Raw genomic sequence first — 26,326 nt, forward strand, 5'->3', positions numbered from 1 at the left:
CTGATCGACCCATGCCATTCCACCCTGTAAATTCGGTGTTAGTGTATCGTTACACTAAATTTTTAAATCCCTTTGTCCCATGTCAGGAATTTGTATGAAAAAAATCTCCGCTGTGTTGTTGGTTGCCCTCACGGTCGCCAGCACGGGTGCGTTTGCCCAGACGAAGCCCAAGATCGGCGTCACGATCTACAAGTTTGACGATACGTTCATGTCTTATGTTCGGGGCAAGATCGAAGCAGAGGCCAAAACCGCAGGTGTACCCATTTCGGTCCAGGACGGTCAGGGTGACCAGTCCAAGGTGAACGACATCCAGGATCTGTTCTTGACACAGGGCTATAACAGCCTAGCCCTGAACATGGTCGAACCCACCGCCGCCAACGTGGTCATCCAGAAAGTTGCGGCCAAGAAAATTCCGGTCGTGTTCTTCAACCGGGAGCCCGATGCGGCTGACATGGCCAAATACCCCCTAGCCTATTACGTCGGTGCCAAGGCACAGGCTTCCGGGACCATGGAAGGCGAAATCGTGGTGGACTACTGGAAGGCCCATCCCGAAGCCGATAAAAACAAGGACGGCAAGCTCCAGTATGTGATGCTGATCGGTGACCCCGCCAACACCGATGCCAAATACCGCACCGAGTTTTCCATCAAAGCCGTTACCGCTGCCGGTATCAAGGTAGAAAGCCTGGCCGAGGACACTGCGATGTGGAGCCGTGGCGATGCGCAAAACAAGATGCAGGCCTGGCTGGCTAAGTTTGGCGACAAGATTGAGGTTGTGTTCGCCAACAATGACGATATGGCCCTCGGTGCCATCGAAGCGCTGAAGGCGGCTGGCTACTTTGCCGGCGGTAAAAAGTTTATCCCCGTTGTCGGCGTTGATGCTACGCCCCCTGCCCTGGATGCGCTCAAACAGGGCACTCTGCTGGGAACTGTCTTGAACGATGCTGAGAACCAGGGCAAGGCTACTTTTGATCTGGCGGCCCAACTCGGTGCCGGAGCCAAAACCCTTAAAACCGTCGCTCCGCTGGCCAACGCCGATGGAACACCCAACCCCGCCGGGCATTACGTGTGGGTCCCCTACACCAAGGTCACCAAGGACAACTACACCAAATTCATGAAATAGTGTTCTATCTGCATGGAACGTTGCGGGGCACCAAAAGCACGGGTGTCCTCGCCATTTTGAAAAAAAGAGCCCTTTCGTATGTCCGAAACACCCAACTTTCTGGAATTGCGGGGAATCTCCAAGAGTTTTCCGGGTGTCCAGGCCTTGGACGATGTCTCTTTGAAAGTTCGTCCCGGAACCGTCCATGCGCTGATGGGCGAAAACGGTGCCGGGAAATCCACTTTGATGAAATGCCTTTTTGGCATGTACCAACCGGATTCGGGGAACATCGTCCTCAACGGCAAAGTGAGGGAGTTTGCAAATTCCAAGCAAGCCCTGGATGCCGGTATCTCGATGATCCACCAAGAGCTGCATCCCATTCCCTACCGCAGCGTGATGGAGAATCTTTGGCTGGGACGCTACCCCACCCGGGGCATAGGCCCCTTCCAGTGGATTGACCACCGCAAGATGTTGGCCGATACGGTCAAGCTATTTGCCGAACTCCAAATGGACCTCGACCCCCATATCTGGACAACCCACCTTTCGGTTTCCAAAATACAGTCCCTCGAAATTGCCAAGGCGGTGTCTTACCAATCGCGGACCATCATCATGGACGAACCGACATCCAGCCTGTCGGAGACGGAAGTGGGGCACCTCTTTCGCATCATCCGCAAGCTCAAGGCCGACGGCGTAGCGATCATCTACATATCGCACAAGATGGAAGAGATCCTGCAAATCGCCGATGAGGTCACGATCATGCGAGACGGCCGCCGGGTGGGAACCTACCCGGCGGCCGAGCTCACCACCGACCTGATCATCAACCGCATGGTCGGACGGGACTTGACCCATCGGTTTCCGCCTCGGAGCAACGTTCCCGGTGAAGTCCTCATGCGGGTTGAAAACTACACCTCGCCAAATCCGAAATCCTTCCAGGACGTGTCCTTCGAGTTGCGGCGAGGCGAGATCCTGGGAGTCAGCGGACTGGTCGGTGCCCAGAGAACCGAAGTGATGGAAGCGATCTTCGGCATGCGGCCCGTCCAGTCCGGAAAAATATTCCTGAACGGCGAACGCACAATCATCAGACATCCGATTGATGCTCAGAAAAACAAGATGGCGCTCTTGACAGAGGAGCGTCGCACCACCGGCATATTCCCCATCCTCCCCGTCTTCGAAAACACCTTAATGGCGCACTGGGGGCATTACGTCAAAGCCTGGGGACTGCTCGACCTCAACAAAGGCGAAGACGATGTGCAGGAAAGCATCCGGGCGCTGCGGGTGAAGACACCGTCCTCCAAAACCCTGATTCAGAACCTCTCAGGCGGGAACCAGCAAAAGGTTGTCTTCTCTCGTTGGCTCTTGACGGAGCCGGACATTTTCATTTTGGACGAACCAACCCGGGGCATCGATGTTGGCGCCAAATTTGAAATTTACACGCTTATCGCAGAACTGGCCCGGCGGGGCAAGGGAATCATCATGGTCTCGTCTGAACTGCCCGAAATATTGGGGATGTCCGACAGGGTCATGGTCATGTGCGAAGGACGCATGACCGGCACCGTCGCGGGAGCGGATGCAACGCAAGAAAACATCATGCATCTCTCGACCCAATTCATGACACAAGGACTACCGTATGGCCACCATTAACACCCCCGTTGCACATAGGCCCTTAGGGATTCGGCTCAAGGAGGTGGCTGGTAAGCAAGCGATGCTTTTCGTCCTTGTGGCCTTGATTGTGGTAACGGGTATCGTGCAACCGTCTTTCCTGGATGTCACCAACATGATCAACGTGTTGATGATCTCGTCGGTGTATGTGATCTTGGCACTTGGTGAAGGACCTATTCTGTTAACCAAGGGTGTCGATCTATCCGCCGGCCGGGTCGTAGGTCTGACCGCCTGCATCGCGGCATCCATGCTGCAGCGGGCCGACTACGCCAGCAAAGTTTTCCCTGAACTGCCCTTCGTTCCCTTGTGGGGTCCCATCCTTTTGGCGGTAATGGCTGGGATTGTGGTTGGCATCATCAACGGCTCTATCGTGGCCTACCTGAAGGTGCCCCCATTCATCACTACGTTGGGCACCATGGTCATTGTGTACGGCTCTACCTCGCTCTATGTGGACCGTCCCCCACACGGCGCAACGCCCATCGGGGGACTTCGGGACGACTTTACGATGATTGCCAACGGTGCCTTCGATATCTGGGGAGACTTCCGATTGCCGTACATCGTCATCATCGCCGCGATTGTGGTTTTCTCGATGTGGGTGCTGTTGAACCACACCAGAATGGGCAAGAACGTCTATGCCATCGGAGCGAATCCCGATGCCGCGACGGTGTCGGGGGTCAACGTCAACAAAACCCTGATCCTGGTCTACGTCATTGCGGGGGCCCTTTATGGCTTGGCTGGCTCCCTGCAAGCAGCCCGTCAAGGCAGTGCAACCAACAACCTGGGATTCACCTGGGAGCTGGACGCCATCGCGGCGTGCGTCATCGGCGGTGTGTCCACCTCGGGCGGGATCGGCACGGTTGGTGGAATCGTGACCGGTGTCCTGATCCTGACCTTTCTAAACAACGCGCTGGTCATTCTCGGCGTATCGGTCTACTGGCAGCAGATTTTCAAGGGACTAATTATTGTCACCGCCGTCGGTATTGATATTCGCAAATACCTGAAAAAACGCTGAGCGCGCTGAAATTTCGGAACCGGTGCGCAACACGGTCGCCACGGTCGAATCCGCACCAAGCCACTTGGCCCATCCCTGCTTGGCATGGCGCTCGACTGGCACCATAGACAAAGCCGTATTTTTTCTCAATCAACAAAATGGAATGTCAGTTACCCATGACCTATGTACCTTTGACCAACCGTTACGAAACCATGCCATACACACGTACTGGCAAAAGCGGCCTGAAGTTGCCGAGAATTTCTTTGGGACTGTGGAATAACTTCGGTGCGATTGATACGCACACAAACAGCCGTGCCATGGTGTTGCGGGCCTTTGATTTGGGCATCACCCACATGGATTTGGCCAACAACTACGGGCCGCCCCCTGGCTCCGCGGAAGAGACCTTTGGCCGCATCCTGCAGTTCGATCTGAGGCCATTTCGCGATGAACTGGTCATTTCAACCAAGGCCGGTTACACCATGTGGTCAGGCCCTTACGGTGATTGGGGAAGCCGAAAATACATGCTCGCCAGTCTCGACCAAAGCCTCAAGCGCATGGGCTTGGACTACGTAGATATTTTTTACTCGCACCGTTTTGACCCCCACACCCCTCTGGAAGAAACTATGGGCGCGCTAGACCATGCTGTACGCCAGGGCAAGGCGTTGTATGTAGGCATTTCAAACTACAACGGTGAGCAAACCCGACAGGCGGCGGTCATCCTCAAAAAACTGGGTACGCCATGTTTAATACACCAGCCCTATTACCACATGTTCAGCCGCACCATGGAAAGCGATCTGCAAGATGTTTTGGATGCGGAAGGGATTGGCAGCATTGCGTTTTGTCCATTGGCACAGGGCTTATTAACAGATAAATACCTGGGTGGCGTTCCCGATACGTCCCGCCTGGCCAAAAAGGCAGGCTTCATCCATGAGGCAGACGTAGTCCCCGGGAACATTGCCGCCCTGCAAAAACTCAAGCTGATCGCTCAAGAGCGCGGACAAAGCTTGGCCCAAATGGCCTTGGCCTGGGTGCTGCGTGGAGGCCGGGTGACATCTGCCCTCATCGGTGCCAGCCGTGTTACGCAGATCGAAGAAAACGTGAAGGCGCTACAGAATCTGGACTTCAGCGCGGACGAATTGGCCCGCATCCACGCCATCATCACTACAGTGCAATGGGCGCAAGCCTAAAGGAAATACAGACTATGCAACTCAAAGGTATCGACGTTGGTGCACCCGACATCACAGGGTCCAGCACCCCCACCAGTACGGGATTTGATGTGGTGGCAGGAGGCGCTGATATTTGGGACTCTAGCGACCAGTTCCATTTTGTTTGTACCCCGCTTACTGGTGATTTTGAGCTACGGGTTCGGGTTGCATCTGCCGAACTTACGCACCCCTACACCAAGATGGGTGTGATGGCGCGTGCAGACTTGGAAGCAGATGCCGTCCACTTTATGCAATGGGTGTTTCCCGACAACCGGGCACGCAACAGCAATAGCGGGGGTTATGAGGCGCAGTACCGCCAAACCAGAGGCGGCGACTGCGTGGCCATCTACCCTCCGAAAAAGGGCGCGCTGCCACCCGAATTCCCAGTTGATTTTCCGCACGTGTGGTTACGCGTCGGGCGCAAAGCCAACGTCTTTACCTGCTGGGCCAGCAGAGACGGCGCGCATTGGAGGGTGTACACCCAGACGGAGCTGCTTCTGCCGCAGACTGCATTCGTAGGGCTGGCCGTCACGTCCCACGACGCACTCAAGCCAACGCATGCCCAATTCCGAGAATTGCAATTCATGTGATACACGGATGCAGTGCAACCCTTAAGCCACAAGGTGTGGCCTAAACAACAAAACCCTGGTAAGCCAACGAATTACCAGGGTTTTTTACAAAATCTAATGAAGTAGGCCCTAGAACGGAATGTCGTCATCCATATCGTCAAAACCGCTGGAAGCGCGGGCCGCTGGCGGAGGTGGTGCGGGACGGGGTGCGGGGACGGCCATTGGCGGGCGGCTGGCCGGTGCCGGTGCCATGGGGCGGCGAGCGGGAGCAGGAGCCGGGCTGTTGTCGTAGCCCCCGCCGTCGTCATAACCACCACCATTACCACCGTCATTGCCACCACCCTGCGGGCCGCCCATGCCCTGGCGGCTGCCCAGCATGGTCATGTCAGTGGCGATGATTTCGGTAATGGATTTTTCCAAGCCGGTTGCGTCGTTAAACTTGCGGCTGCGGATGGAGCCTTCTACATACACCTGCGAACCCTTGCGCAGGTACTGCTCAACGATGCCCGCCAAGCCGCTACGAAACACCACACGGTGCCATTCTGTAGCTTCGCGGCGCTCGCCGGTTTGCTTGTCTTTCCAGGTTTCGGTGGTGGCGATGGTGACATTGGCCACCCGGTCGCCATTAGGGAAGGTACGCACCTCAGGGTCGCGGCCCAGATTGCCGACGATGATGACTTTGTTGACGGATGCCATGGTTATTCCTCTAGAGGGAGTAGATTATGCGTTGACTTTGGCCGGGGCCTGCATCGGCCACGCGACGACGAACCAAGCCAGCATGGACAGCCCGCAAGCGAGAAAAAGGCTGTGTGTGCCACCCGATTTCAGCAGCGCACCGCCCGCCAAGCCACCGGCAAAATAGCCTAATGACTGCAGCGTGTTGTACACCCCCAACGCGCTGCCGCGCACATGGGTTGGGGCCAGACGCGAGGCCAGGCTGGGCTGGCTGGCCTCCAGCACATTGAAACCACAGAAAAATAAAAACAGCAGCGTCGCCATCGTGCTGACCTGTGGCGCATCCGCCACCCACAGCAGTCCCATCTGCACCAGCGCAATCAGCGCTATGGCCACCAGGAACACGCCGCGCAGATAGCCGCGCCGCTCCAGCGGGAACAGGCTACCGCCCATCACCACGAACGAGCCCAGCACGGCAGGCAGGTACACCCACCAGTGGTGGGCCTTGTCCAGCCCGGCCTGCAACAGCAGCGCGGGTACGGCCATCCACATCGCCAGTTGCACGGCATGCAGCACAAAAACACCAAAGTTCAGCCGCAGCAGGCCTGGGTGCAACAGCACTTCAATCAGCTTGCCGCGTGGCTGGTTCTGGTGCAGCATGGGCTCGGGCGGCACCACCCACAGCACCACCGCCACTCCAGCCAGCGCCAGGACTCCGGTCAGGTCAAACAGCCCCGCCAATCCGATATGTGCGGCCAATACGGGGGCCAGCACCAGCGACAGGGCAAACACCAGCGCAATACTGCCACCCACCAGCGCCATGGCCTTGGTGCGCACGGCATCGCGGGTCTGGTCGGCCAGCAGGGCCGTCACGGCGGCCGAAATGGCCCCCGCACCCTGCACGGCCCGACCCAGTAGCAAGCCGTTTAGGCTATTGGCCGTGGCCGCCAAAAAACTGCCCGCAGCGAACAGCAGCAAACCCAGCACAATCACGCGCTTGCGGCCAAACCGGTCCGATGCCATGCCAAATGGCAGTTGCAGCAGGCCCTGCGTCAGCCCATAAATACCCATCGCCAGCCCCACACGGGCCGGGTCATCGCCACCGGGAAGCTTGGCCGCCTCCAGCGCAAACACCGGCAGCACCAGAAACAGACCCAGCATGCGCAACGCAAAAATCAGGGCCAGCGACAGGCTGGCGTGGCGCTCTGGCGGTGTCATGGCGACAGACACGGATGCAGCAGCGGTGGGGATGGAGACGGAGGGTGAGGACACGCGGAAAACCGTTGGCAAGCAAACAACCCACGATTGTCTATCATCACGGGTTACCCCTTAAGTGTCCCCACCTTGAACTCTGCCCTCCCCGATACCGCTTCCGACGGCATGTACCTGCGCAATGCCTTGCAGTTGCAGCGCATCAGCATCCGTGGCGCACGCACCCACAATCTGAAGAACATCGACCTGGACATCCCGCGCAACCAGTTGGTGGTGATCACCGGACTCAGCGGCTCCGGCAAGTCCAGTTTGGCGTTCGACACCCTGTACGCCGAAGGCCAGCGCCGCTACGTGGAAAGCCTGAGCACCTACGCCCGGCAGTTTTTGCAGTTGATGGACAAGCCCGACGTGGACCTGATCGAAGGCCTGAGCCCGGCGATTTCCATCGAGCAAAAGGCCACCAGCCACAACCCGCGCTCCACCGTCGGCACGGTGACCGAGATCCACGACTACCTGCGCCTGCTGTTTGCCCGCGCCGGCACGCCCTACTGCCCCGACCACGACCTGCCTCTGCAGGCTCAGACGGTGAGCCAGATGGTGGATGCGGTGCTGGCCTTGCCAGTGGACACCCGGCTAATGGTGGTGGCCCCCATCGCCCGCGAGAAGAAGGGCGAGTACGCCGACGTGTTTGCCGACATGCAGGCCCAGGGCTATGTGCGCTTTCGGGTGGATGGCGAAACCTTCGAGTTCGATGCCCTGCCCAAGCTGAAAAAGACCGAAAAGCACAACATCGACGTGGTGATCGACCGCGTGAAGGTGCACGGTGACACCGAACCCCAATCCCAAGCCGCCCAGCGCCAGCGCTTGGCCGAGAGCTTCGAGGCATCTCTGCGCTTGGCGGAAGGCAAGGCCATTGTGGTGGAGATGGCCTCAGGCCAGGAGCACCTGTTCAACGCCAAGTTTGCCTGCCCCATCTGCAGCTACTCCATCAGCGAACTGGAGCCGCGCCTGTTTTCGTTCAACTCGCCGGTAGGGGCCTGCCCGGCCTGCGACGGCCTGGGCATGCAGGAGCTGTTTGACCCGGCGCGGGTGGTAGCCTTTCCGTCGCTGAGCCTGGCCAGCGGCGCCATCAAGGGCTGGGACCGGCGCAATGCCTACTACTTCACCCTGCTGGAAAGCCTGGCCAAACACTACAAATTCGACATAGAGCAGGCTTTTGAGACGCTGCCCGCTGAAGTGCAGCAGGCCATTCTGCACGGCTCGGGCGAAGAAGACATTGCCTTCCATTACCTGATGGACACCGGCCCCACGGCGGGCAAAAAGCTGCGCAAGAAGCACCCCTTCGAAGGCATCATCCCCAACATGCAGCGGCGCTACCGCGAGACGGATTCCAACCTGGTACGCGAAGACCTGGCCCGTTACCGCACCACCCAGCCCTGCGTGACCTGCGGCGGCTCCCGGCTACGGCGCGAGGCTCGGCATGTGAAGGTAGGCGAAGGCAGCCAGGCCCGCGCCATCTTCGAGATCAGCCACACCACGCTGCGCGACTGCTTTACCTACTTCAACACCCTTACCATGGGCGGTGCCAAGGGGGAAATCGCCAACAAGATCGTGCGCGAAATCGGCCTGCGGCTCAAATTCCTGAACGACGTGGGCCTGAACTACCTGAGCCTGGACCGCAGCGCCGAAACCCTGAGCGGCGGCGAATCGCAGCGCATCCGCCTGGCCTCGCAGATCGGCTCCGGCCTGACCGGCGTGATGTACGTGCTGGACGAGCCCAGCATCGGCCTGCACCAGCGCGACAACGACCGGCTGATTGCCACCTTGCAGCACCTGCGCGACATCGGCAACAGTGTGCTGGTGGTGGAGCACGACGAAGACATGATGCGCGCCGCCGACCACGTGATCGACCTGGGCCCCGGCGCAGGCGTGCACGGCGGGCGGGTGATGGCCCAGGGCACGTTCGACGAGGTCAAGGCCAACCCGGACTCGCTCACCGGCCAGTACCTGGCGGGCACCTTGAAGATCGAGGTCCCCACCGAACGCCAAAAGCCGACCCACGGCTGGCTGTCCATCGTCGGTGCCACCGGCCACAACCTGAAAAGCGTCAACGCCGACATCCCCGTCGGCCTGTTCACCTGCGTCACCGGCGTGTCAGGCTCGGGCAAGTCCACCTTGGTCAACGACACGCTGTACACCGCCGTGGCACGCCAGCTCTACCGCGCCCACGACGAGCCCGCCGAACACAGCGAGATCCTGGGCATCGAGCAGTTCGACAAAGTCATCAACGTGGACCAGAGCCCCATTGGCCGCACGCCGCGCAGCAACCCGGCCACCTACACGGGCCTGTTCACCCCCATCCGCGAGCTGATGGCCGAGGTGCCGATGGCGCGCGAACGCGGCTACGGGCCGGGGCGCTTCAGCTTCAACGTGGCCGGGGGCCGCTGCGAGGCCTGCCAGGGCGACGGCATGGTCAAGGTAGAGATGCACTTCCTGCCCGACGTGTACGTGCCCTGCGACGTGTGCAAAGGCCAGCGCTACAACCGCGAGACGCTGGAGGTCGTGTACAAGGGCAAGAACATCGCCCAGATCCTGGAGCTGACGGTCGAGGCCGCCTACACCTTCCTGCAGGCCGTGCCGACCATCGCGCGCAAGCTACACACCCTGCTGGACGTGGGCCTGAGCTACATCAAACTGGGCCAGTCGGCCACCACGCTATCCGGCGGCGAGGCCCAGCGTGTCAAGCTGGCGCTGGAGCTGAGCAAGCGCGACACCGGCCGCACCCTGTACATCCTGGACGAGCCCACCACCGGCCTGCACTTTGCCGATATCGCCCTGCTGCTCAAGGTACTGCACCAGCTGCGCAGCGCGGGCAACACCATCGTGGTGATCGAGCACAACCTGGACGTGATCAAAACCGCCGACTGGCTGATCGACATGGGCCCCGAAGGCGGCGCCGGTGGCGGCACCGTGGTGGGAGTGGGCACGCCGGAAGAAATAGCAGCCAACCCCGCCAGCCACACCGGCAAATATTTAGCGCGGCTTTTATAAGCTTTTTATGCCTTTAGCGCATACGCAATATACGCTTTCAGCTACTCAATCAATAGCATTCATACGCCCCTCGGCGGCGCGCTCTGCATAGCGGTTGAAGCGCCAGGAATTGCCTTCCAACGTGATGCGCCGCCAGGTGGCGCGTTTGTCGGCGGGGCCCATGGCGGGCCAGTGCTGCACTTCTTCGAAGGTACGGCCGCAGCCTTTGCAGATGGCATCGCCCTGGAAGGTGGAGCAGATGGCGATGCAGGGCGTGTCGGGAGTCGTCTCATACCAGGTCAGCCAGGCCGCGCGGGCTTTGGGCGGCATGGAGACGTCATCCACCGTGTCTTCATGGTGGTAGACCATCAGCGCGTACACCTCGGCCAGGGCGCGCAATTCGGCACACAGCGTGAAGCCGTCGGGCGAAGGCTTTTGCGCGCGCCAGTAGTTGATGGCGGCTTCGATATCGGTGATGTGCAGTCCGGCCATAAAGTTAGGTAGGCAAAGGGAGGGTGATTGTGCTCTAATCGCCGCTTGAAGGGGAGTAGCTCCCGCCCGCCATCCCAGCGGGCATCCACTGGTCGTCAATACGTTGCCCCGCACGGGCAACCGGGCAGTGGGGCACGGTTGAACATGCTTCACCATGCCGAGCAAGACCTTCGATTTCCACCTTCAGAGGTGGGTTTCGAAGCGTGCTTGCTGACTCCCATCGGTCATCTTTCCCCCCGCCTCTCGATCCCCGCCTTTGCTTTTTTTAACTGCAATGGAGTGTTTCTATGGAATTTTTATCGGCCCCCTGGTGGTCTGCCCTGCTGGCTATTATTTTGATTGATCTGGTGCTGGCCGGCGACAACGCCATTGTCATCGCCCTGGCGGCGCGCAGCCTGCCGCCCCATTTGCAAAAGAAAGCCATCCTGTGGGGTACGGTGGGTGCCATCGCCGTGCGCTCGGTCATGACCATCGGCGTGGTCTGGCTGCTGAAGATTCCCGGCCTGATGCTGGTCGGCGGCCTGGGCCTGCTGTGGATTGCTTACAAGCTGCTGGCAGACCAGGGCAGTGAAGATGGGCACGACGGCCCGGTGGTCAGCACCTTCTGGGGCGCGATGAAAACCATCCTGGTGGCCGACGCATTGATGGGTGTGGATAACGTGCTGGGCGTGGCCGGTGCCGCACATGGCGCGTTCGACCTGGTCATCATCGGCCTGCTGGTGAGCGTGCCGATTGTGGTGCTGGGCAGCACAGTGGTGCTGAAGCTGGTGGAGCGCTTCCCGGCCATCATCCAGATCGGCTCTGCGGTGCTGGCTTTTACCGCGGCCAAGATGATTATGGGTGAGCCGGTGCTGGCTTCGGTGTTTGGCCCGGCTGCCCCCTGGAGCACCGCCGCCCACTGGGGGCTGTATGCCGTGGCTGTGGCCGGTGTGCTGGCGACCGGTAGCTGGGCTGCACGCCGTAAAGTGGCCGTAGCCTGATGGCGGGGCAAGTACAAGCGGAATATGTGTCGTGCAAAAGCGCTATCCTTGCCCGCATGAAACTCATCCTCAAATGGCTGCTCAGCGCGGCCGCATTGCTCCTGGTGGCCCATTTGTACAGCGGAGTGCAGGTGCAAAACTTCACCACGGCACTCATCGCCTCGCTGGTGATTGGCCTGCTCAACACCGTGCTGCGGCCGGTGCTGGTGGTGTTGACGCTGCCGGTCACCATCCTCACGCTGGGGCTGTTTTTGTTTGTGGTGAACGCGCTGATGTTCTGGTCTGCCTCCGGCCTGCTGGCTGGCTTTCACGTGACTGGGTTTGCGGCGGCCTTGATTGGCTCGCTGCTGTATTCAGCCCTGGGCATCGTGATCGATGCAGTGGTTTAGTTATTGGCCTTGTCCAGCGCCTGCTCTTTGAGCAGGGCCTGGATTTGGCGCGTGCGGGTGTCGATGATGGAGGCCTCGATGTCGTCCACCGGCCCGCTGCCCGGGGGCGGCTTGCGCACAAAGTCTTGCGCGGCCCGGAAGCGGTCCATCGCCCCGGCGTAGTCCAGCCGGGCCACCTGGGCCTCGGCTTCGGCCCGGATCGCCCGCAAGGTCTGGCCTTGGGCGGTGTAGGCGGCGGCCAGTAGCTGCCAGGCGGTGCCGTCACGCGGATGCAGCACCACCCAGGGCTGCAGGCGGGCCATCGCGTCCGCGGCCTGGCCCATGCGGGTGCGCACCTGGGAGCCCAGCACCAACTCGGGCCGACCCGGTGCCTGCAGGTCCATCAAGGCTGCGGTCGCAGGCACGTCGTCAGCGCCCCATTCGATTTCAGCGGCCAGCAAGCGGCTGATGCGGGCCACCGCAGGATCGGTGCCGGTCAGGGCCTGCAGCCGGGCCACCAAGTTGCGGGCCATGGCGAAGTCGCGCTGCTGCAAAGCCGACAGCGCGCCAGCGTACAGCACGCCGACACTGCGCACATCTACAGCCGGGCCGCTGGGGTGCACGGCCTTGGCCTCGCCTACCCAGGCGCGCAGCATGTCCACGCCGGGATTGCCCAGCACGCGGGCGCGGGCGGCCATCATGGCGTGCAGGGCACCGGGCGGGGCGTGCACGGGGGGCCCATCCAGCGCCTGGCGCGACTGCATGTCGGCAATCCGTTCGGTGGTCAGCGGGTGGGTGCGCAGGTAGGGCAGCGAGCCGTTGTCGCCAATCCGCGAAGCCTGCTGCAGCTTTTCGAACATGCTGACGAAGCCGATGGGGTCATAGCCCGCCTGGGTCATCACCCCGTAGCCAATGCGGTCGGCCTCGCGCTCCATGTCGCGTGAGAAGTTGAGCTGGTTTTGCACGGCTGCTGCCTGCCCGCCGATGACCACGGCATTGGCCGCGTCCGGGCTTTTGCTGGCCGCCAGCACGCCCAGAATCATGGCCCCGATCATCCAGGGCATGACTTTGCTTTGGGATTCCATCATCCGCGAGATATGCCGCTGGGTGACGTGGCTGAGCTCGTGGCCCAGCACCGAGGCCAGCTCGTCCGGGCTGGTGACCACGCCCACCAGGCCCAGGTGCAGGCCCAGGTAGCCGCCGGGTAAGGCAAAGGCGTTGATGGTGCGGTCGGCACCCATCAGCACCTCCCAGGCAAAGCGCTGGTCGAGTTCATCGGTCAGCTCACCGCGTTGGCGGGCGGCGGTCAGCAGCGGTTGCCAGATGCTTTGCACGTATTCGACCAACACCGGGTCGTCCACATAGTCGGGGTCGCGGTAGATTTCGCGGGCAATGCGCTCGCCCAGGCGGCGCTCGGCGCTGGTGGTCATGCTGCTGCCGTCGCCCAGGCTGGGCAGTTGCGCGGCGGGGGTGGGCCGCGCCTGGGCTACAACTGTCAGCGGGCTCAGCGCCATACTTGCTATCAATAGCATAGCTATAGGCGTATGTTTGATATGCGCTAGAGCCCTATTTTTTATAAATGTAGATTTCAACTTGGATTCCATGGCGATGGGCCGTAACCTTGTGTGGTGTCAGTATGATGCCGCCCAACCATAAACGTTTCGTACATCTGAATTGTGACCCGCATGCCCACCCTGACCCATTTCGACGCACACGGCCAGGCCCACATGGTCGATGTGGGCGCCAAAGCCCACACCCACCGCACAGCAGTCGCCACCGGCCGTATCGAGATGCTGCCCGCCACGCTGGCGCTTATCGAGAGCGGTACCGCCAAAAAAGGCGACGTGCTGGGGATTGCGCGCATTGCAGGCATCCAGGCAGCCAAGAAGACCAGCGACCTGGTGCCGCTATGCCACCCGCTGGCGCTGACCCGGGTGGCACTGGACTTTGCCACCATTGCAGAGCCAGCCGCGGTGGTGTGCACCGCGACGGTGGAAACCGTCGGCCCCACCGGGGTGGAAATGGAGGCCCTGTGCGCCGTGCAAATCGCCTTATTGACCATTTACGACATGTGCAAGGCGGTAGACCGGGGCATGGTGCTGCAGAACATCCACGTGGCCGAGAAGCACGGTGGCCAATCGGGCAGCTTCGTAGCGATTGCGCCGTAACGCCGCCATCCACATAGCGTTTGCCAATGGTGGCGCGTAGACCATAGCGTCTGCTATTCTGTACCGACCCCCTACCGCCAGAGGCCCCCTGTGAAGCATGTCCACCGGCAAGAACTGATCGCCAGGCTCAGCGCCATTTTTGACCCCGGTAACCCGGCTGCCCCCCAAAGCGCCGAGCGTCGGCAGCAGGCCATTGCCGAGGCGATCGACAACGCCACGCTGCACGCCACCGACAGCGAAACCCGCCGGGTGACGATTCTGCTGTCCGACCTGCGCGGTTTCACCGCGATTGCCGAAAAGTTCTCGGCCATGGACATGGTGGCGGCGCTGAACCGCTACCTGTCGCGCATGACCGAAATCATCCTGCGCCACGGCGGCAGCATCGACAAATTCATGGGCGACGCGATCATGGTGCTGTTTGGCGCACCGCACGCACGGCCCAACGACATCGAGGCGGCGCTGGCCTGCGCCATCGAAATGCAGCTGGCCATGGACGAGATCAATTCTGAGAACAAGCTGCACGGCATGGCCGCGCTGTACATGGGCATCGGCATCAACACCGGAGACGTGGTGGTGGGTCACCTGGGCTCCCGGTTGCACAGCGAATACACGGTGATCGGTGACCAGGTCAACCTGGCATCGCGGGTTGAAGCGCACAGCCTGCGCGGGCAGATTTTGCTCAGCGAAAGCACTTACCAGCAAGCCCGGGACTTCATCGACATTGGCGACATCAACGAGGTGCAGGTCAAGGGCAAGAAAGGCAGCGTGCGCATGGTCGAGCTGCTGGCGCTGCGGGGCCTGCACCCGCTGACCGCACCCAAACGCGAAGTCCGCAACAGCCCCCGCGTCGAGGTCGATATGCCGCTGGCCTACCAGGTTCTGAAGGGTAAATCGGTCCTGCCCGCAGAGCATATCGGCCGGATTGTGGACCTGAGCTACGGCGGCATGTTCGTCATCAGCCCGGTAGCGCTGGCCCCGTTTGACGACATCAAAATCGCCCTATCGCTGTCCCTGATGGGCCGCGAGCTGACCGAAATCTACGCCAAGGTGCTGCGTGTCACCGAGTCCCACGGCGAGTACCAATGCCCGGTGGAGTTCACCTCCATCGAAGCCAAGGCGGCACAGACCATCAAGGAATTTGTCGATGGCATTGTGGAGTTCAACCAGCACTGACTTTCAAAGACTTGGGTGCAAAGCATCCCAGGCCACGCAAATTACTGCACGTTACCCAGTCGGCGGGCCGCCAGCCACGCGGCAAAAGCTTCGGGAAAAGCCGCCTTGAAGCGCTGCATGTGGAACACGGCCACACCGTCAAGACCCAACAGCATCGCGCTGTCGATCACCCGCTCAATCACCCGGTGCTCGGGCGAAAAATGCAGCAAATCCAAGGCCTGCTGGTACTGCGCCGCCGCATTTTCGTAGGTCAAAGGCGTAATGCTGAGCTCGGCAAACTGTACCTGGTTTTGGAACAGCCAGGTGCTGCGCACCTGCGCCAGCGGATCGTCCCGGTAAGCCGCATCGCGCGATGCGGGCGGCAGGTAGATCTGGCTGGCACGCCGGTAGTCCCAGCCTGTATACATGCATATTGCTATTATAAGTATAGCTACTAGTGCAGGCAGAATATGCGCTAGAGCCTTATTTTTTATAATGACGGCATTCTGCCTGCGCCACAGCAAAATCATACACATGCCCACTGCAATCTGGAACGGGCCGTACCACAGCGGGTATTCCAGCAAACTGTGCAAGCCCACCACCGCCAGCACCGTCCAGGCCATGCGCCGGGTGGCATCCGTCTCGGCCCAGGGCTTGGCGCGCACCACCCACCACACCAGCAGGCTGCAGGCCACCACGGCGACCGGCACACCCAGCTCCACCGCCAAGTGCAGTGGCAGGTTGTGGGCGTTGTCCAGAATGTCGCAAAACCGCGGACTGTCGTACAGATGGATGTAGTGCGCGTAATCCAGTTCACCCCAGCCCCAGCCCAGCCACGGGTGCTGGGCGATCAGCGTCAGCACGTTGTGCCACAGCGTCAGGCGGCTGGAGCACAGCGTATCGCCTTCCCGTAGCCGCGCCCAGGCCCCTGTGTACAGCCCGACCAAGGCTGGCAGTACCAACAAGCCCAGCCCATAGGCCAGTGCAAACGCCAGCAGTACCTTACGCACCGTGGGCTGGCGCAGACCGCCCCAGCCCGCTGCCAGCGCCACCACCAGCACGGTCTGCAGCAAGCCGGTGCGGGAAGACGACACGGCATTACCTATTCCCAGCAGCACCGCCAGCGCCACGGCCAGATTCCGCGCTGCGGGCTGGGCCACCACGGGCCGCACCTGCACCACCCACCATAGCAACGCCGCCAGCGCGATGTGGGTGAGGCTGGCGAATTGGTTGCGCTGGCGCAGATTGCCAAAAGCCTCCCCCAGGGGTGTGGTGTTGGCCCACGGAGACAGCGCCGCACTCAGACCGAAATACTGGATAACGCCAATAGCACAGCTCAAAGCCCCCGCCAGCAGCCAGCCATACGCCGCGGCATCGGCCCAGCCAGGGGCGTTAGCCGGTTGCCGTGCAGGTTGCCAAACCGCCTGCACCCCGCATAAACCCGCCACCGATGCCAGCGCCACCAGCCACGGCACCATGGATGCCATAGGACCGGGGGCGAAGGGGTTGAGCCAAGGGAGGACTATGAAGAGGGTGGCCAGAAGCAGTAAAGGTCGAGAAATAATAGTAGATGGCATAAATCGAATCTGAAAATACTCGACAGCTACCGCTAAGGCAATTTCTTAGGCGTGGCAGGCTCTGCTGGTATATCTAGCGGAGGTGGCCATTGCACTGCAGCCAGGGCGGGTTGTGTGCGAGATTGCGCCTCCCACCTTAATCTCATGCCATGCTCAATCGTGGGTGGCAAAACTCTTTGCATTTTCTCCATCCATTCACGCGCCTGTGTCGGTTGATGCCGATAGGCCAATGCCGTTGTATAACTAAATAAATTTGAGGGGGTTGGAAATCGAAGTGTAACGTTACGCAATTGCATGAACTCTTCGGTATTTATGTTTGGCTGAACAACCGCTCTTGTATTCAGAATAAATGCTTGAAGATCGGTCAATAGAAATACATCAGGTACTTTTCCTGGCGAAAGATTACCAATGCGAGCTGACTCCAGTCTATACCTTCTAAAGCTATCGTCTATCCGTAAATAATCCCGTATGATAAGTGACACCAAAATGGTGGCAGTAAACAATAAGCAGCCGGCAATCCAACGAGGAGTCGTAAATATCGTGCGATTTTTCTGGCTATGATTCAGCATGCCCACCACTAGCCCCGTCGGCAAAAGAAAATATGCGTGGTGTAAGGGAAACTCTACCATGGCGTGTAGCCCTACTACAACCAAAGTTAGCGCCAATAGGGCTTGCTCCATGTTAATGACTCTTCTTATGCAGATTACGAACCAACCCATAAGATAAACAGATAGCCCAGCACCAATAGGAATGCCAAACCACAGAATTAGATCTAAAAATAGATTGTGTGAATGCGTAAAAAATGCAGTCAGATTTGGGTGGTTTTGTGCTACAGACAACTGAGCTTCAGGCAGTTGGTATAAACCGTAGCCCCACCAGGGCTGATGCTGTATAGCATCCAAAAATAAACTATATGCCTTGAGTCTTAATTGTGTAGAGCCACCCCCAAATGACGCAGCACGGATCTCGATGTCAAGGTGAAGCAGATCGCTCAAATACTGTAGTGAAAAAGTACACAGTACACAAAATAGAAATAAAAATGTGACTACCCATGGCACGGTCTGAGATGCCCACAAGCGGCGCCAGACCCATACCAAGAAAGTCACCACAAGCATTGCGACAAGTGCTATACGTGACTGGGTTAATACAACACCAAATAAGAAATAGAGGGCCATGCAAACAGCATAAATTGATTTTATTTTTTGCCGAACTACGCCCCATCCACAGCCCAATACACCCCAAAGCAATAATGTGGCAAGTTGATTGGGTTGGCCCAAATTCGCAGATGGTCGCCCTGGCGAAAAATCAGCTGTCCAAAATTGCAGTTCATCACTTTCCACTCCCAACCATTGGCGCAATTGCAAGCCCACCGAAACAAAAGCAGCTAGACCCACCGCCAAAAACAGTCCATCCGCAGCGCGACCAGGTGACGCAGCCTCCCATCTCGTGCCTATTAACAGTGCCAATATCAGTCCTAGCCAATATGCCGTACCAACCCATGCTTGCCCACTGTAAGACAGCATACCTGTACGGAATTGTATAATCGGCAATATTGCGATGAATATAATAATTATTGGTAAGCTGTGCCATGATATTTTATTAGGCGAACGAATGATTACGGCAACCGCGGCCATAACAAACATGATGGCAAGCCATGCATCAGAATGGAAGGTTCCCCAAGGGAAATAATGATTTGGCGCCAGCCACGCCAAGGATACAAGTGGCACCCAGAGGCCCAACCAAAGCGGAGAAAGGGGGTCTTTAAAATAATGCGATTGCAAAATTCAGCCTAGAAATATTTGTTTAAAATGCTTTGTGATCACACATAAAAAAAGCCCCGTAAGGGGCTTTTTAGTTTAGCCTAAATTAACCTTGGCAGCTAGCAGGGCGATATTTAGGAAGAATGCTACCAGAGCAAGTCCAAATAATCTGTCCGTTGGTATCGGATACACCAGACAAAGTGATTGTACTACCCGTAATTTTTGCTTCACCTGTTGCACTTGCTGTGATAACACCGTGCGTAGAATCCACATAAGAGTAAGAAACAGCACTCACATATTTAGAAACTTGAGAATTCATAGTTACGCTTGCTTGTGCCGGCATTTGACTGTTAACTTGCGCGGACTCAGACACTGCCGTTTTGGCAGCTGATGCTGCCAAAATCACTTCCGTTACCTTAGCGCGCACGGTGTAGTCTTGGTAAGCAGGCAGTGCTACCGCAGCCAAAATACCAATAATTGCCACGACGATCATCAATTCGATCAGGGTGAAACCCTGTTGCAGGGAACGCTTCATTTTCATTGGGTACTCCAGAGGTGAAATGTTAAGACACCGATGTGACGCAGATTGCGTGCCAAAGGACTTCATGTGATTTAGACAAGTAATTTCCATAAAGTGCCCTCAAATGTGCTATTTTTTGTAATGTCGCCCATCTTGTTTCGACATTTTTGTCATACTATATATTTCCAATTTAAAATCGGGACATTTTTGGCACCTTCCATGGCGCGTTCCTCGCTCCTCACACCTCAAACGCCTGCCCCGCTTTCAACCACCGGATGTCATGCGGCACATGCCGTCCTTCGGGCAACGCACCGTCGAATTCAGCGATCTCGTCCATGATCAGCTCGGTCTCGAAGGGTTTGGTGTGGGTAATGAAGATGGGGAATTGCTTTTGCGGATCAATGCCTTCCAACTCGTCGGCCAGCACCACGGGCGACAAGTGCAGGCTGCGGCGGGCCAGGTCTTTTTCGCGGTTGCTGAAGGCGGTCTCTATCACCAGCATGGCCACGTCGAGCTGCTCCAGACGTTGCCAGAACGCGGGGTTGCGTTCGGTGTCACCGGTAAACACCCAGCAAGGTCCACCGGCCGACACGGCGTAGCCTACGGCGGGCACGGTGTGCACGGCGGGCAGGGCTTCGATGGCTTTGCCGGTAATGTGGGTGGTTTCACCAACATGGATTTCATGAAAACTGATGAATGGCGCGGCTACCGTGGGGATGACGCTGAAATCGGGCCAGATCACGTTGTTGAAAATATGCGCTTTCAAGGCGGCAATAGTGCCAGCCAGTGCATAAATCTTGAGTGTGGCGGTGCGCTGAGAGGCGACTGCATCGACCATCAAGGGCAGCGCGGCGACGTGGTCCAGGTGCGAGTGGGTTAGAAAGACGTGGTTGATGGCGCACATCTCGTCCAGGGTGAGGTCTCCTACACCGGTGCCTGCATCAATAAGTACATCGGCATCCACCAGAAACGATGTGGTTCTGCAGTCTTTAGCGATGGCACCAGAGCATCCCAGCACGCGGACTTTCATGACGACACCCTTTATTTGGTTTCAAAATTCGTGGCGCCGTCCCACGCGGGGTTGAACGGCAACACACGCATGGAGGCTACGCGTTGAGCATAGAGGCGGTAAAGGTATTTTGTCGCATCCATGTCTTGTAATTTGATTATTTGCAGCTCGCATGTGGCCCAGTTCTGCGCCCGGTATTGGTCTAAAAAACTGCTCCATAGCTGAAGTTCGTTTGCCAGAGACGGCAGCATGGGGTCCACTACCGCCAACGGGGTGTATATGGCCACCGCTTGTTCTTTGCCTTTGACACGCACTTTATCCAGCTCTTGCCAGACCCATTGGCAAGTAGACGCCAACTCCCGGGTAGATGCACTGACGACGATGGCAACTCCATAGATTTTGCTTAAACCCTCCAGCCGGGCACCAAGATTGACGGCATCGCCAATCACGGTGTAGCTACGGCGGATGTTGGAGCCCATGTCGCCCACGCACATATTGCCGGTGTTCAGGCCGATCCCGATGCTGATCGCAGGAAGGCCTCGGGCTTGGTGATCGCTGTTCAACTGTTGTACGGCCCGCACCATGTCTAGCGCAGCCTGGACCGATAACTGGGCGTGGGCGGCGATGGCAACGGGTGCGCCCCAAAAAGCCATTACGCAGTCGCCCATGTATTTGTCGATGGTGCCCCTGTGCGTGCGTATCTGCGCGGTGAGTTGGCTAAATACGCCATTTAGCACCGTCTGCAACTGCAGCGGCTCCATGTGCTCGGACATCTGGGTAAAGCCCCGGATGTCGCAAAACATCACCGTCAACTCTTGGCTACGGGCTTGCATGGTGTAGCCATCAGGATGTTTGAGCATCTCATCCACCAGCTCGGGCGGTACATAGGTGCCAAACAAGTGGGCCAGCTCGCGTTTGGAGCGACTTTCAACAAAGTAGCCATAGGCCATGTTCAGCACCGATGCGGTGACGGCCATCCACAACGCAGCCGCTAACGGCAACACCAGGCCGTAGCTAAGGTACAAGCCACTATTCAGAGCAACTATGGCCAGCAACACACCCAAACTGAGCACAACGGCCCGAATAGCCGACAAGCGCGGCAATCCCCACGCTAGCGCCAGTCCGGCCAGCAACAACACCAGAACGTCGTAACCCACTGCGTAGTCGGGCTTGGTGGCGATGTTGTCGTCCATCAGACCCGACAGGGCATTGGCGTGAATTTCCACGCCGGGGTAGGTTTCGCCCACTGGGGTCACCCGCAAATCCAGCAGGCCAGGCACCGTCGTGCCCACCAGTACGATCTTGCCCTTCAAACTGCCTTCAGGCAGGCGATGGGCTAAAACATCGGCGGCAGATACATAGCGGTAGGAGCCGCCTTGGGCACCACCAGGGCCGCGAAAAGGCACCAAGGCTGCGCCGCGTACATCCGTGGGAATCGCCCGCTGCTGCCCGCCTTGCCGGAGCAGCAGGCTTTCGAGCTGGGCAGTGCCCTCACTGTCGCGGGTAAAACCGGGCATGACACGGGGCAAACCCGTCAGCAGGCGAAACATGCCCAACGACAGCGACTCGTAGTAGCGCCCCTGGTATTCGGCCAGCAGCGGCAAGGAGCGAACCACACCATCTGCGTCTGTGATGGCATTAAAGAAACCTGCAGTCGGGGCGGCTCCCGCAATCACACCGATATTGGCGTTATAGCCATTCCAGAGTGTCAGCCCCATGGGCCGACCTTGCAATACCGCCGCGTCCAACACGGGTGCAGGCAAGGTACCGGATGTGCGGCCCTCGCGGTCGCTACTGAAGTAATAGCCCAGCACCACGGGCCTATTTTTGAGCGACTGGGCAAAAGCTGCATCAAAGTCCAGCGCGGGGCGGAGTTGCTGTACGGCCTCGGCAAACCCGGCTTGGTCACGCAGTTGGTGGCGTGCCAGTTGTTGCAACTGCGCCAGACCAGAACTCTCGTCGGCCATGGCGAACACCACATCAAAGCCCAGCAAGCGGATCTGCTGGCGCTCAAAAAGTGTGTTGACCAATTCTGCGAGCTTATTGCGGCTCCAGGGCCAGCCCAATTCGGCCAGACTTTTTTCATCCAAATCGACGATGACGATGCGTTCATCCACTGTGCGGGGCATGGTGACCCGCAGCCGCGCATCAAAAATGATGTCGTCCAGGTGCTGTAAAACGCCTAAATGCAGCACGCCTATGGCATGCAACAGGGCGAAAGCAACAGGAATGAGGGTGGCGAGAACCCGGGGCGAGTGTTGCAACAGCGCACGCATTGCACGCCCTGTCAGCAACGCAGCCGGAATGTCACGGCTGGATGAACTGCATCTGTGTGCCTGCCAGCTGCAACACGTCGCCATGCTTGAGGGCCACGGGGGTGGCGCCGATCGGAGTTGCATTTAGGGTCGGCAGCTCTGCACCTTCTACGTGGCCCACCACATAACCGTGAGGGCGGCGTGTAATTGCCGCCACGGCCACACCCGGCTTACCCAGCGTGGTGACGACTTTGGTCAGGGTGACTTCGCGCCCAGCGGCGGCACCCGTCAACACCTTGATCGCAGCATGGCTGAGTTTGATGGTCTCAGCATCTGCCAGCGGCATGGCTGCTGAGTGGTCCGTGGCGCGGCGGTTCAAGTTCCCGGAGCCTGACGGCACATGCGTGCCGCCCAGCATGCCGGGCCGGGCCATGGTGGTCTTTTCAAAGCCGGTTTCGGCCGCCTCGTTGATGAACTTGAGCTTGTACTTGCCCACTTCCACCAAATCGTTGTTTTGCAAAATCTGCTTGCGGGCGGCCTTGCCGTTGATGTAGGTGCCGTTGGTGCTGTTGAGGTCTTCCAGGTGCACTTCATGCCCCACCATCAACACCACGGCATGCTCGCCACTGACCGCTAAATTGTCGATCACGATGTCGTTATAAGGCCGCCGACCTAAAGTCGTTCGGTCTTTGGTCAACTGCACTTCTTTGATGACCACACCGTCGATCGACACGATCAGTTTCGGCATGCTCGGCTCCTGTGACGGTTCATAGACTTGGCAATCGTAATAAGAGAGAGACTAGTTGCCCAGCAGGCGGGACATCAGCCCCCGTTTGGGCGTTCCCGCAACGGCGTGGGCCAGCAGCACTGTAATGTTATCCCGTCCACCGTGCGCATTGGCGATGCTGATGAGCTGGCGGGCTTTTTGTTCAAGCGGCGCATCCGTTTCCATGATACGGGCGATTGGGGCATCGTCCACCATATCAGACAGCCCATCGGAGCACATTAAATACACATCGCCTTCTTCAACCGTGTGCTCGTGTACTTCCAGCAGTACGGCATCTTCAATGCCCAGCGCACGGGTAACCAGGTTTTTATTCGTCGATACCGCAGCCTGCGCAGGGGTGATCAAACCGGCATCCAGTTGCTCTTGCAGCAAAGAATGGTCTTTGGTGATTTGTACCAACGCGTTATCCCGAAACCGGTAGCAGCGAGAGTCCCCAATGTGGCCCACCAGCAAGCGAGAGTCCTGGAACACCCCCACCACCAAGGTAGTGCCCATGCCCACGTACTCTTCATGCGTGTTGGCGGCAGTAAAAACTGCCAAATTGGCGTTGTGCACGCAAATATCCATGGCGCGCCGGACTTCTTTGCCATTGGCTTGCACGCCTGCATCCAGCAACCAGCGGCCTAATTCTGTTTGGATAAAGGCGGTCGCCATGCTGCTGGCAACTTCACCCGCGTTATATCCCCCCATGCCGTCGGCCAAAACGGCCACTCCACTGGTCGCATCAAATGCCACGGCATCTTCATTATTTTCACGCAGTAGACCGGCATGGGTTTGCGTGCAGAACTCGTACATCATCTTTGAACAGACTAACTTCGTTGAAAACAGTGGTCGTAGGAGAGGGGTTTCATCATAGTCTGGCGCATTGGCCGGGGTCTGCCTGCGCCATCGCGCAAGGTCTATTGCATGGGTCTATACCGTAACAGAGGGGTATTGCACCGACAAGAGACTTTTGCACACTCTAGATATATTTAGTTACATTTTGCCGCTAAAAACAGCCTCCAAGAGGCTGTTTTTAAAAGCGGACCCATAACTTACTGTATCAAACCGTCTTAGGTGGCGATTTGCGCTGCATCCATTTGCCGACTGCCAGCACGAGCAATGCCCCAGCAATGCCAAAGGCATAGCCTGCATTTTTGTCCTGCGGCAAATAAGCCGTTAGCGCTGGATCGGAGTACGCCATGGTGCCGGCGATCCATCCCAAGAGCATGCCGCCCAATGTGATGATCAACGGGAAGCGGTCCATCAGCTTGAGAACGATCTGGCTGCCCCCCACGATGATGGGAATACTCACCAGCAAACCAAAAATTACCAACGGCAACTGGTGCGACTCCCCGGCTCCCTGTGCTGCGCCTGCAATAGCGATCACATTGTCGATGCTCATCACAAGATCGGCTACGATGACCGTCTTGACCGCGCTCCACAGTTTGTCGCTGGCCTGGATGTTGCCGTGTCCGCCGTCCTCCTCGGGCACCAGCAGTTTGACACCAATCCACAGCAGCAAAATCGCCCCCACCAGCTTGAGATAAGGCACTTGCAGCAGCGACAACGCGAACGCGATCAACACCACGCGCAACACAATCGCGCCCACAGTGCCCCACAAAATACCTTGGGTTCGCTGTTTATCGGGGAGCCCGCGACAAGCCAGGGCAATGACCACCGCGTTGTCGCCCCCCAGCAGGATGTCGATCATGATGATCTGGCCGACAGCCAGCCAAAAATGGGCTGTGAAAAATTCTTCCATGGCTTTCCTTAGACAGAGGGCAGACTGGGCTACTTCTCTGAGCCGCATCTCCACAGAATTTATTTTGTTCCCAAAATAAGTACGGCTTGGGACTGCAAATAAGCGCAGAACCAAGCCGACTGAGGCGGGCTTAGTACACCCAAAGGCGCGACCAAACCTTAGCGCAAAACTGCTTTACTTCAACAAAGCCTTCAACAGCTTGGCCATTTCGGACGGGTTGCGCGTGACGGTGAAACCGCACTCTTCCATCACTGCCAGCTTGGCATCGGCCGTATCCGCACCGCCAGAAATCAGCGCACCAGCGTGGCCCATGCGCTTGCCGGGGGGCGCGGTCACGCCTGCGATGAAACCAACGATCGGCTTCTTCATATTCAGCTTGCACCAGCGTGCGGCTTCGGCTTCGTCCGGACCGCCGATTTCGCCAATCATGATGACCGCGTCGGTATCAGGATCGTCGTTGAAAGCCTTCATCACGTCGATGTGCTTCAAACCGTTGATCGGGTCACCACCGATGCCGACGGCGCTGGACTGGCCCAGGCCGATTTCGGTCAGCTGTGCCACCGCTTCGTAGGTCAGCGTGCCAGAGCGCGAAACTACGCCAATCCGACCCTTGCGGTGGATGTGGCCGGGCATGATGCCGATCTTGATTTCTTCGGGCGTGATCAGACCGGGGCAGTTGGGGCCCAGCAGCAGGGTCTTCTTGCCGCCAGCGGCTTCCTTGGCCTTCATGCGGTTGCGCAGTTCCAGCATGTCCTTGACCGGGATGCCTTCGGTGATGCAAATGGCCAGGTCCAGGTCGGCCTCAACGGCTTCCCAGATAGCGGCGGCGGCACCGGCGGGAGGCACATAGATCACCGACACGGTAGCGCCGGTATCGACAGCCGCTTCTTTGACAGAAGCAAAAATCGGGATACCGAAAATCGACTCGCCCGCCTTCTTGGGGTTCACGCCTGCGACGAAGCAGTTTTTACCGTTGGCGTATTCCTGGCACTTTTCGGTGTGGAACTGGCCGGTCTTGCCGGTAATACCTTGGGTGATGACCTTGGTGTCTTTGTTGATGTAAATAGACATGGC

23 protein-coding genes are annotated in these 26,326 nt (G+C 58.5%); 10 read left to right on the forward strand and 13 right to left on the reverse strand.

Annotated features, from left to right (window positions below; genetic code table 11):
• The first annotated feature begins 94 nt into the window (after nucleotides 1-94).
• From AC097L_RS07605 to AC097L_RS07625, 5 genes are all read left to right on the forward strand, one after another.
• Nucleotides 95-1,120 (forward strand): galactose ABC transporter substrate-binding protein, encoded by a 1,026-nt coding sequence (locus AC097L_RS07605; RefSeq protein WP_479585661.1) that lies wholly within the window; start codon nucleotides 95-97, stop codon nucleotides 1,118-1,120.
• A 78-nt stretch (nucleotides 1,121-1,198) separates the two neighbouring features.
• Nucleotides 1,199-2,740 carry a sugar ABC transporter ATP-binding protein gene (locus AC097L_RS07610; RefSeq protein ID WP_479585662.1) on the forward strand — a complete coding sequence of 514 codons (1,542 nt, stop codon included), beginning with the start codon at nucleotides 1,199-1,201 and terminating at the stop codon, nucleotides 2,738-2,740.
• Complete coding sequence (mglC, locus tag AC097L_RS07615; RefSeq protein ID WP_479585663.1) at nucleotides 2,727-3,770, forward strand: galactose/methyl galactoside ABC transporter permease MglC; 1,044 nt, start codon at nucleotides 2,727-2,729, stop codon at nucleotides 3,768-3,770. The genes AC097L_RS07610 and mglC overlap by 14 nt, the downstream gene beginning before the upstream one ends.
• A gap of 155 nt (nucleotides 3,771-3,925) precedes the next feature.
• Nucleotides 3,926-4,936, forward strand: coding sequence for an aldo/keto reductase (locus tag AC097L_RS07620; protein WP_479585664.1), 1,011 nt, complete (start codon nucleotides 3,926-3,928; stop codon nucleotides 4,934-4,936).
• A 14-nt stretch (nucleotides 4,937-4,950) separates the two neighbouring features.
• On the forward strand, nucleotides 4,951-5,544 hold the full coding sequence (locus AC097L_RS07625) for a DUF1349 domain-containing protein (RefSeq protein ID WP_479585665.1): 594 nt from the start codon (nucleotides 4,951-4,953) through the stop codon (nucleotides 5,542-5,544).
• A 108-nt stretch (nucleotides 5,545-5,652) separates the two neighbouring features.
• Here the strand turns inward: AC097L_RS07625 and ssb are convergent, their stop codons facing one another.
• Nucleotides 5,653-6,219 (reverse strand): single-stranded DNA-binding protein, encoded by a 567-nt coding sequence (ssb, locus tag AC097L_RS07630; protein WP_479585666.1) that lies wholly within the window; start codon nucleotides 6,217-6,219, stop codon nucleotides 5,653-5,655.
• A 24-nt stretch (nucleotides 6,220-6,243) separates the two neighbouring features.
• Nucleotides 6,244-7,416, reverse strand: a complete 1,173-nt coding sequence (locus AC097L_RS07635) for an MFS transporter (RefSeq protein WP_479585901.1) — start codon at nucleotides 7,414-7,416, stop codon at nucleotides 6,244-6,246.
• 162 nt (nucleotides 7,417-7,578) lie between these two features.
• Here AC097L_RS07635 and uvrA point away from each other — a divergent pair, with 162 nt between their 5' ends.
• Nucleotides 7,579-10,461, forward strand: a complete 2,883-nt coding sequence (uvrA, locus tag AC097L_RS07640; protein ID WP_479585902.1) for an excinuclease ABC subunit UvrA — start codon at nucleotides 7,579-7,581, stop codon at nucleotides 10,459-10,461.
• Nucleotides 10,462-10,506: 45 nt separating this feature from the next.
• Here the strand turns inward: uvrA and AC097L_RS07645 are convergent, their stop codons facing one another.
• Nucleotides 10,507-10,932 carry a DUF3717 domain-containing protein gene (locus AC097L_RS07645; RefSeq protein ID WP_479585667.1) on the reverse strand — a complete coding sequence of 142 codons (426 nt, stop codon included), beginning with the start codon at nucleotides 10,930-10,932 and terminating at the stop codon, nucleotides 10,507-10,509.
• 287 nt (nucleotides 10,933-11,219) lie between these two features.
• Here AC097L_RS07645 and AC097L_RS07650 point away from each other — a divergent pair, with 287 nt between their 5' ends.
• Entirely contained in the window at nucleotides 11,220-11,912 is a 693-nt protein-coding gene (locus AC097L_RS07650; protein WP_479585668.1) for a TerC family protein, read from the forward strand.
• 56 nt (nucleotides 11,913-11,968) lie between these two features.
• Nucleotides 11,969-12,301, forward strand: a complete 333-nt coding sequence (locus AC097L_RS07655) for a phage holin family protein (protein ID WP_479585669.1) — start codon at nucleotides 11,969-11,971, stop codon at nucleotides 12,299-12,301.
• Here AC097L_RS07655 and AC097L_RS07660 read toward each other — a convergent pair.
• Nucleotides 12,298-13,794: a M48 family metalloprotease gene (locus AC097L_RS07660; protein WP_479585670.1), complete on the reverse strand. Its 1,497-nt coding sequence runs from the start codon at nucleotides 13,792-13,794 to the stop codon at nucleotides 12,298-12,300. The two genes, AC097L_RS07655 and AC097L_RS07660, sit on opposite strands and share 4 nt — an antisense overlap.
• 171 nt (nucleotides 13,795-13,965) lie before the next feature.
• Between AC097L_RS07660 and moaC the strand changes: the two genes are divergently transcribed.
• Nucleotides 13,966-14,448, forward strand: a complete 483-nt coding sequence (gene moaC, locus AC097L_RS07665) for a cyclic pyranopterin monophosphate synthase MoaC (protein WP_479585671.1) — start codon at nucleotides 13,966-13,968, stop codon at nucleotides 14,446-14,448.
• A gap of 90 nt (nucleotides 14,449-14,538) precedes the next feature.
• Complete coding sequence (locus AC097L_RS07670) at nucleotides 14,539-15,621, forward strand: adenylate/guanylate cyclase domain-containing protein (protein ID WP_479585672.1); 1,083 nt, start codon at nucleotides 14,539-14,541, stop codon at nucleotides 15,619-15,621.
• A 41-nt stretch (nucleotides 15,622-15,662) separates the two neighbouring features.
• Here the strand turns inward: AC097L_RS07670 and AC097L_RS07675 are convergent, their stop codons facing one another.
• The 9 genes from AC097L_RS07675 to sucD form a co-directional block, all read right to left on the reverse strand.
• Entirely contained in the window at nucleotides 15,663-17,087 is a 1,425-nt protein-coding gene (locus tag AC097L_RS07675; protein WP_479585673.1) for a PglL family O-oligosaccharyltransferase, read from the reverse strand.
• 122 nt (nucleotides 17,088-17,209) lie between these two features.
• Nucleotides 17,210-18,958 (reverse strand): PglL family O-oligosaccharyltransferase, encoded by a 1,749-nt coding sequence (locus AC097L_RS07680; RefSeq protein ID WP_479585674.1) that lies wholly within the window; start codon nucleotides 18,956-18,958, stop codon nucleotides 17,210-17,212.
• An 85-nt stretch (nucleotides 18,959-19,043) separates the two neighbouring features.
• Entirely contained in the window at nucleotides 19,044-19,478 is a 435-nt protein-coding gene (locus tag AC097L_RS07685) for a pilin (RefSeq protein WP_479585675.1), read from the reverse strand.
• A 217-nt stretch (nucleotides 19,479-19,695) separates the two neighbouring features.
• Nucleotides 19,696-20,487, reverse strand: a complete 792-nt coding sequence (locus AC097L_RS07690; RefSeq protein ID WP_479585676.1) for a 3',5'-cyclic-nucleotide phosphodiesterase — start codon at nucleotides 20,485-20,487, stop codon at nucleotides 19,696-19,698.
• A gap of 11 nt (nucleotides 20,488-20,498) precedes the next feature.
• Nucleotides 20,499-22,742: a CHASE2 domain-containing protein gene (locus AC097L_RS07695; RefSeq protein WP_479585677.1), complete on the reverse strand. Its 2,244-nt coding sequence runs from the start codon at nucleotides 22,740-22,742 to the stop codon at nucleotides 20,499-20,501.
• A gap of 31 nt (nucleotides 22,743-22,773) precedes the next feature.
• On the reverse strand, nucleotides 22,774-23,469 hold the full coding sequence (locus tag AC097L_RS07700) for an FHA domain-containing protein (protein WP_479585678.1): 696 nt from the start codon (nucleotides 23,467-23,469) through the stop codon (nucleotides 22,774-22,776).
• Between the two features lie 51 nt (nucleotides 23,470-23,520).
• Entirely contained in the window at nucleotides 23,521-24,306 is a 786-nt protein-coding gene (locus tag AC097L_RS07705; protein ID WP_479585679.1) for a Stp1/IreP family PP2C-type Ser/Thr phosphatase, read from the reverse strand.
• A gap of 244 nt (nucleotides 24,307-24,550) precedes the next feature.
• Nucleotides 24,551-25,252, reverse strand: a complete 702-nt coding sequence (locus tag AC097L_RS07710; protein ID WP_479585682.1) for a TerC family protein — start codon at nucleotides 25,250-25,252, stop codon at nucleotides 24,551-24,553.
• Between the two features lie 174 nt (nucleotides 25,253-25,426).
• Nucleotides 25,427-26,323 (reverse strand): succinate--CoA ligase subunit alpha, encoded by an 897-nt coding sequence (sucD, locus tag AC097L_RS07715; RefSeq protein WP_315188012.1) that lies wholly within the window; start codon nucleotides 26,321-26,323, stop codon nucleotides 25,427-25,429.
• Nucleotides 26,324-26,326 lie beyond the last annotated feature (3 nt).

It is taken from the genome of Rhodoferax sp. RT5P35 (genome assembly GCF_056521385.1).